9 protein-coding genes are annotated in these 6,460 nt (G+C 30.0%); 3 read left to right on the forward strand and 6 right to left on the reverse strand.

Annotated elements, in window-relative coordinates; translation table 11 throughout:
- Nucleotides 1-184: 184 nt before the first annotated feature.
- Together ACYQ73_RS27905 and ACYQ73_RS27910 are read right to left on the reverse strand one after the other, a co-directional pair.
- On the reverse strand, nucleotides 185-1,507 hold the full coding sequence (locus ACYQ73_RS27905; protein WP_460015432.1) for a relaxase/mobilization nuclease domain-containing protein: 1,323 nt from the start codon (nucleotides 1,505-1,507) through the stop codon (nucleotides 185-187).
- A gap of 17 nt (nucleotides 1,508-1,524) precedes the next feature.
- On the reverse strand, nucleotides 1,525-2,232 hold the full coding sequence (locus ACYQ73_RS27910) for a plasmid mobilization protein (protein WP_460015433.1): 708 nt from the start codon (nucleotides 2,230-2,232) through the stop codon (nucleotides 1,525-1,527).
- 259 nt (nucleotides 2,233-2,491) lie between these two features.
- Here ACYQ73_RS27910 and ACYQ73_RS27915 point away from each other — a divergent pair, with 259 nt between their 5' ends.
- The 3 genes from ACYQ73_RS27915 to ACYQ73_RS27925 all read left to right on the forward strand — a co-directional run bounded on the left by ACYQ73_RS27915 (nucleotide 2,492) and on the right by ACYQ73_RS27925 (nucleotide 3,942).
- Entirely contained in the window at nucleotides 2,492-3,097 is a 606-nt protein-coding gene (locus tag ACYQ73_RS27915; RefSeq protein WP_460015434.1) for a DUF3801 domain-containing protein, read from the forward strand.
- Between the two features lie 93 nt (nucleotides 3,098-3,190).
- Nucleotides 3,191-3,745, forward strand: coding sequence for a hypothetical protein (locus ACYQ73_RS27920; protein WP_460015435.1), 555 nt, complete (start codon nucleotides 3,191-3,193; stop codon nucleotides 3,743-3,745).
- 14 nt (nucleotides 3,746-3,759) lie between these two features.
- Nucleotides 3,760-3,942: a hypothetical protein gene (locus ACYQ73_RS27925; RefSeq protein ID WP_460015436.1), complete on the forward strand. Its 183-nt coding sequence runs from the start codon at nucleotides 3,760-3,762 to the stop codon at nucleotides 3,940-3,942.
- Nucleotides 3,943-4,482: 540 nt separating this feature from the next.
- Here ACYQ73_RS27925 and ACYQ73_RS27930 read toward each other — a convergent pair.
- From ACYQ73_RS27930 to ACYQ73_RS27945, 4 genes are all read right to left on the reverse strand, one after another.
- Nucleotides 4,483-5,007 carry a hypothetical protein gene (locus tag ACYQ73_RS27930; protein WP_460015437.1) on the reverse strand — a complete coding sequence of 175 codons (525 nt, stop codon included), beginning with the start codon at nucleotides 5,005-5,007 and terminating at the stop codon, nucleotides 4,483-4,485.
- A 179-nt stretch (nucleotides 5,008-5,186) separates the two neighbouring features.
- On the reverse strand, nucleotides 5,187-5,879 hold the full coding sequence (locus ACYQ73_RS27935; RefSeq protein WP_460015438.1) for a Fic/DOC family protein: 693 nt from the start codon (nucleotides 5,877-5,879) through the stop codon (nucleotides 5,187-5,189).
- Nucleotides 5,866-6,048, reverse strand: coding sequence for a hypothetical protein (locus tag ACYQ73_RS27940; RefSeq protein ID WP_285400366.1), 183 nt, complete (start codon nucleotides 6,046-6,048; stop codon nucleotides 5,866-5,868). Before ACYQ73_RS27940 ends, ACYQ73_RS27935 begins: the two co-directional genes overlap by 14 nt.
- 325 nt (nucleotides 6,049-6,373) lie before the next feature.
- Nucleotides 6,374-6,460, reverse strand: coding sequence for an IS3 family transposase (locus ACYQ73_RS27945; protein ID WP_332870823.1), 87 nt, complete (start codon nucleotides 6,458-6,460; stop codon nucleotides 6,374-6,376).

The raw sequence follows: 6,460 nt of genomic DNA on the forward strand, positions 1-6,460 counted from the left end.
TTTTAAATTCTGTCTCAATCTCTAATTGAATATGCATACTAACACCTCAGTATTAGTATGAAATGGGAGAGTATTTTTGTACATCGTTATTCAAGCAGGAATGTACATATTTAAATTAGCATTTATAATACCCCTTTGCATTTAAAAATATACCATAACGTATCTACTTAAACCTGTTACTTTTTCACCGTTCATTCTCATGATTCTTTTGATTCCTTTGTGTTTTTGCTTGCTCTTGTTGCTCTAATTCTTTAGCTATTTTTTTGTCTTTCCCTAAGCTTCCATAAAGTAAATTCCGTTCTTCCGTCATAAGTGACAATTTATAATTTAGCCCTGCAGCGTCCGTAACATCATAATGTTTTTTTAGATAATTAATATCCCGTTTAGCAGTATCAAATTGTTTGAACTTCGAGTAATTGGTCTGTTTAAATTCCGTTTTATCATCAGCTTCTTTGTATTCTTTAATCAACGAATAGCTACTTTGATAAATATTGAAGCAATCCTTCATCTTCTCCAGTTTGAAAATTTCACCGTCAATTAATTCAAGCTGCTTTTCAAAACCACTTATTAAGTTTTCTTTTTTGATTTCAATTTCATTTAACTCTCGAAGCGTAATATCTTGTTTATATAGCTTGCTGCTTATTTCATTCAAGTAATTAATATTTTGTTTAGTGGCCCATTTCTGTAAACCCTTATTATTTTTAAATTTAGCTTGTGATTTATCAATCCATTGTTTGTCAATAAAGGTCTGTTTAAGTGGTGTATAGTCTTTATTAGTAATCCGGTATTTAATAGATGATTCAAAGTAGTTCATGCCTAACATTTTTGTCCTCATAAATTTGTTTGATCTAGGATTTTTAAAGGATAAGTATTTCCCCATCTTACTTTCATATCCTTGTTTATTCATGAGTTCTAAAAATTCTTCAAAAGAGTTAGATTTTAAAATGGTATCATTAATTATTTCCTCAAGTTTCCCTTTAAAAGATTGCTTCTTTGCTCTTGCTACATATTCATTAAAAGTAATCCCCTTACTTCGTCCACTTTCAATAATATTTAATCCGTGTTCTTCAGATACTTTGTCATTTTCCTTCCTTAGATTATTGATAGTATGTTGCCTTTTACTATCGAACATTTTTAAGTCCTCAAAGTTAATCGAGTTGAAAATAATATGGTTATGGAGGTTATCGGTTTCTGTGTGCGTTATAACAACAAATTGATGTTTACCTTTTAAATAATTTTCAGCTAACTCTACACCATACTGGTGAGCTTGTTCAGGCGTTAAATTATCATCACTATCAAATGATTGAATTATCATTCTTGCGCTCATATCTTTGTTGCTATTTTTCTTTTCATTGTAATCATAAAGCACACTTTTAAAATCACGTTCAATCGTTTCAATATCGCATTCATATGAAGTCACTAATTCCTCATTTGTCTTATGATCTTGCATACTGTATTTAACTGCTGCCCTTAAACTTCTAACCTGTTGTATTTTAACGATAGACATATTGAATCAATCCTTAATTAATAAATTTCATATTCATCTAAAATGTCTTTCAAAGAAAACCAATCATCATCATCAAATACATTATCTAGTTTCAACAATTTCATTTTTAATTTTTGAGTAAATATAAAGATTTTATTAGCGAATTCAATCAGTTTATTTTTATCCAATTCAAAAAGCGTATCCCCATATAAATACTCCCAAACATAATCAGCAACTTCTATTTCTTGTTCAGGTGAATTTTCAATAGCTTCACCAATGTAAAGAAGATCATCTTTTATTTGTTCAAACACTTCTTCCAAGACTACTTTTAAAGGTACATCAATTTCATTTTGTTGCAATGCTTTAATCAAACTATTCTTCTCTTTTAAACTTAATTTATCGCTAGTATATTTCTGTTTCAAATTTAGCAAACGGTCATATTCTTTATTCATCAGATTAATAATTATTTTTTGATTTGTTTTTAAAAAATCAATGTCATTATCTGAATAAAATCCGTCTGTATTTATTCTACGAATTAAACTATTTACATTCTTTCCAATGTAATTAATTTCTTTTGTAAGTTCACGATAAACTTTCATATCAAATTCAATTTTAAAATGACTTTTAGCGCTATCAACCATAAAAGCTGATACACTCTTATACCCTAGTTCTTTTGCTTTTTCCTTTAGATATTTTTTTTCATCTTCACTAACACTTAACTGTAAATAAGTTTTATTTATAAACATAAAAATCCCTCCCTACCTTTTAAAATATCGAGCGTAGCGACAACAAATATAGCTGCTTATTTCACAAAAATAACAGCTAATTATTTGTAAAGGTCGTAGGATTCTCCTACCAAGTCAAAAACAACGTTTTTGGGGATTACCATGGTAATCCCGTAGCTTGCCCTTTATTAAAAATGCCATATTTTGCATTCCTAATTATATCATTTCTTCCATTTAAATGGTATAATGTAGGTAAATAAACAAAGGAGGTAAAGAAAAAATGGTATCAGTTGATGAACATACACGAGTAGGTATAGAGATCGTGTCACAGGGAGTTAAATTAAGTGAGCAACTTCTCTTGAAAGTTTTGGAATCACTGATTGAAAGACTTGGGAAAAATAAAGAGGAACAAAATTTCGTAATTAATGATAATACAAAAGAAGGTAAACAAAAAATTACTGACTTAATAAATAAACATAAAGAAGGAGTTGTTGCTTTAGATGAAAACATAACAAAGCAGCAATTAAAAGATTATCAAAAGGAACTCAAAAAAATGGGTGTAGATTTTTCTGTTGTTAAAAACGAAAAAGATAACTATTCGTTTTTCTTTGCAGGCCAGCAATCAAATGTTATTGAAAAAGCTTTAAAAAATGTCGTAGAAAGAAAAAGTAATATTTTAGAAAATAAGCAAATGATTAACGATCAAGCAGACCTAAAAGCTTCTAAAGTTAAAAACAATAATGAAGTAAGCAAAGCAAGTAAGGAAAAACAAAAATCATCATCAATTTTTTCAGTACAGGGTGTCAAAGAAATAGATGCCAAGATTAAATCCGAACAAAAAGATAAGGATCAAGTTAAAACTCGAAAACCATCTATAGAGAGATAATTTATAACAATATTAAAAACAGAAAACGATAGTCGTGTTTTACGCCTATCGTTTTAATTTATTATCCAAAAATAATAAGGGAGTGTTTTCTTTATGGATGAAAATATTTTAGATAAAACTGAACCTATTGAAAGGGAAATAGCCTATCAAAAACTTTGTGAATTCGAAAAGAATTATTGTGAAGATATATATTTAAATACTACTGGATCTGTCGTTTACGAAATCAATGCGACTCGGTTAGCAGAATTAGAAAACACCGAAGATCCTTTTAAAGATTTGGATTTTTTAACTAAGGAAAACTTAGACTTTCAAACTGTAGAATTCCCATCATATAAAAAATTATTTGAAGCAAAGTATAAAAACAGATTCCTTAAGAATCTGTCAGCTATTAACCCTAATGAATTACAAAAAAAATTAGGAAAAGATACGTTGGAATTAGTAGCAAAAGGAGATACTGAAATAAAGGTCAAATATGCTGAGAGTATCAAAGAAGTTGATTTAGATAATGATGGTGTGCCTGATCGTATAGATATTGATGATACTAAGAACAGCGTTCAAACTGTAGCTGATTTGGATATTATTAAAAATTTAACTAGCAAAGAAACAAGCAGCCAGGAAAAGAAACAAAAAGATGATATTGAACGATAAAGGGGCGATTTCATATGAAAATTTTAAATAGCATTTTAAATTTTTCTGTTAAAGCATTTAGTTTTATTGTTGTAGTAGCTTTAAGATTATTAGTGTTTGCGGTCACAATTTCATTTGCACTCATAAAATTTGCTATTGGGATCGTACTTGTAATTTTATCCCTTGGAGCTTTTGCTTCATATACTTCTAAATATTAACGTTGCAAAATTAAAGCCATACAGTCGCTCATAGGACGTTTTCTTCATCCATGAGTATTTATTCCCGAAAATAAAAAGGCAAGTATATCATGCTAAAAACATACGTAAACAACCACTTTAAATTAACACATATGATGTAGATCGAGGTTATGCAAATAACAAAAAAGCTTTTAATAAAAAGCCCCTTGATCTACATCATAATAAACACTTTTCCCTCATTATAATTATCTCCGAATAATCAAAAGTTCACCTCGATTTTTACTGAAAGGAATAAATCAATAAATCCATTTCCAATAAACATTGATATATCAAGTATATTTCAGCATCTACAACGGATCCGAATACCAGGAATGAAACTAAGAGCGTAGCAACTTTTAAAGATATACGTACAGAACGATTTAAGAGCCGTTCTTATTTTACTGTACAGAGATAATAAAGTTGTTTAATTTACAATAAAGTCCTTTAAAAAAATAATAAAGTTGTTGTTTAGTTCTTATTGAACTCCCATGAATTTTCTAAAACGAACTTTCTACTAAGCTTTTAATTGGTTTTTATATCGTCTTTCCTCTGTTGTCGGATAATCATTGGTTGACGTTTATCTTTTTCCATCGCTGCTAAATACTTACCTAAATAAACATCTGTAATACGATGGGGAACGTAACCCAAACGCTGACGTATCAAGTTTTCAAGTACAAACATTTTACGCGTGATTTTTTCATATTCTTTTCCGCTGTATTCTTCAGATTCCTTATATTCTTCAATACCTTGCTGTTTACGAGCATTATAAAATGTGTTCATAAGTTTATATATATTTGTTCTTTCAGCTCTTGCATATTTCAATAAACTAAGTAACTCATACGTTGAATATCTCATTAGCTCTGGAGTAGTCTTATCCAGGTAAACATCTAGCGCAAAATCTCGGACACGGACAGAAACTCGTTCATGATTACGTTGCACTCGATCCGCGGGCAATATCATGATACAAAAATCGCAATAATACTTTTCACCCTCTGGTTTTAATACACTTCCACAATACGGACAGGTAATAACATATTTCTCAATCATTCAAATACCTCCTTGTAATTGTAGCCATCTTCTTTAGAGGCAATAAGCCTTCATTATGCGTATATACATATACGTACACATGAATATATGAATATATGTATATATGAATATATGTATAAAACGTTATTTCTTAAGAAAAAAAGTCCACCTTAAGGCGAACTTTACTTGTAATTCTATATTCAACGCGAGTGGTCTCTTTTCTTCTCTTTAGCTTGGTCCTGCTGCGCTTTAATTTTAGTGTCAATCCCTTTAACACCTTTTAATGAAAAAATATCTTGTTGTTTAGGCTCATGATTAGAAATACACTTATAAATTGCTTCACCTAATTTAGTATCATCAAATTTTGATGAAATAGTAGCTTTTGTATATTCCTCTTTGCCAATCCTTCCCCAATCTAATTCAAGGTCATTCTCTGCTGCTAGAAGCCTTATAAATTCAGTCTGAGCCCGTCCATTACCTTCTCTAAAAGGATGTAAAACATTAATTTCAGCCATAAAATAAGCAGCACGTTTACAAAATTGGTCAGTTGATAATCCTTTTAAAAATCCCTCATTTTTTAATTCTTTAAATAACTCTTTTCCTTGTTCTTCGATATACAATGAATTAGCAAATTGAAAATGATCTTTTGATATATTTTCAGTTCGTGTTTTTCCAGCAAAATCATAGATTTCTTGAAAAAGATATTTATGAATTGATTTCAAATGGGAAAAATCAAAATTCCCATGTAATAGATTTTCTCGTAATTGATATAAACGTCTTCCAACATAATATGCTTCTAATTGGTCTAATTTTTGTTGATCACGAACATCAAACTTATTAATCAAGATAGTGGAGTTAGGATAGCAATATTTAGATTGATTAAATTTTTCCATTGCTCAAACCCAAGATTTTCATTGCCATTTCTTCACTTTGTAGAGCTGTAATCTCCCCTTTGGCTTCTTTCAAGATGAGCTCCTCCAATTCTGGTAACAGCTCTAAACCTTCAAATGCTAGAACCGCCTTTACTTCCTCAAGGTTCTCCTCGTGAGTTTTTTTTCTCATTTCAACCCACTCCTTCTATATTTATAAGAGTTTTTGTTCATAATTTCCTCATTCTAATCCACTAATATTAAATACTTCTTATAAAAATAACTTTTCACATCAGGGTCTGTTTCACGCTCAAGCTTCCCTTTAACAAAGATGTTTTTCCAAAGTTATCATTTCTTCATAATTAGCAAGTTATATGGTTTTTCTGTAACCTTTTGTGTTATTCAATATCGTCAAATTGCCAAGTAGAAAAATACATAACCTAAATTAATTATAGCATTAACTACATACACAATTGGATATAAAGTGTACCCTTTGTAAAGGACATTTTGAAAAAAAGCTAGGCTACCTTTTGAAGCTGCTGTCTGTATTTTGCAGGCGGCAGCTTTTTCAAGTTCCATTGCCCTCGATAATGGTTGTAATACAT

It is taken from the genome of Lysinibacillus sp. CTST325, assembly GCF_054665055.1.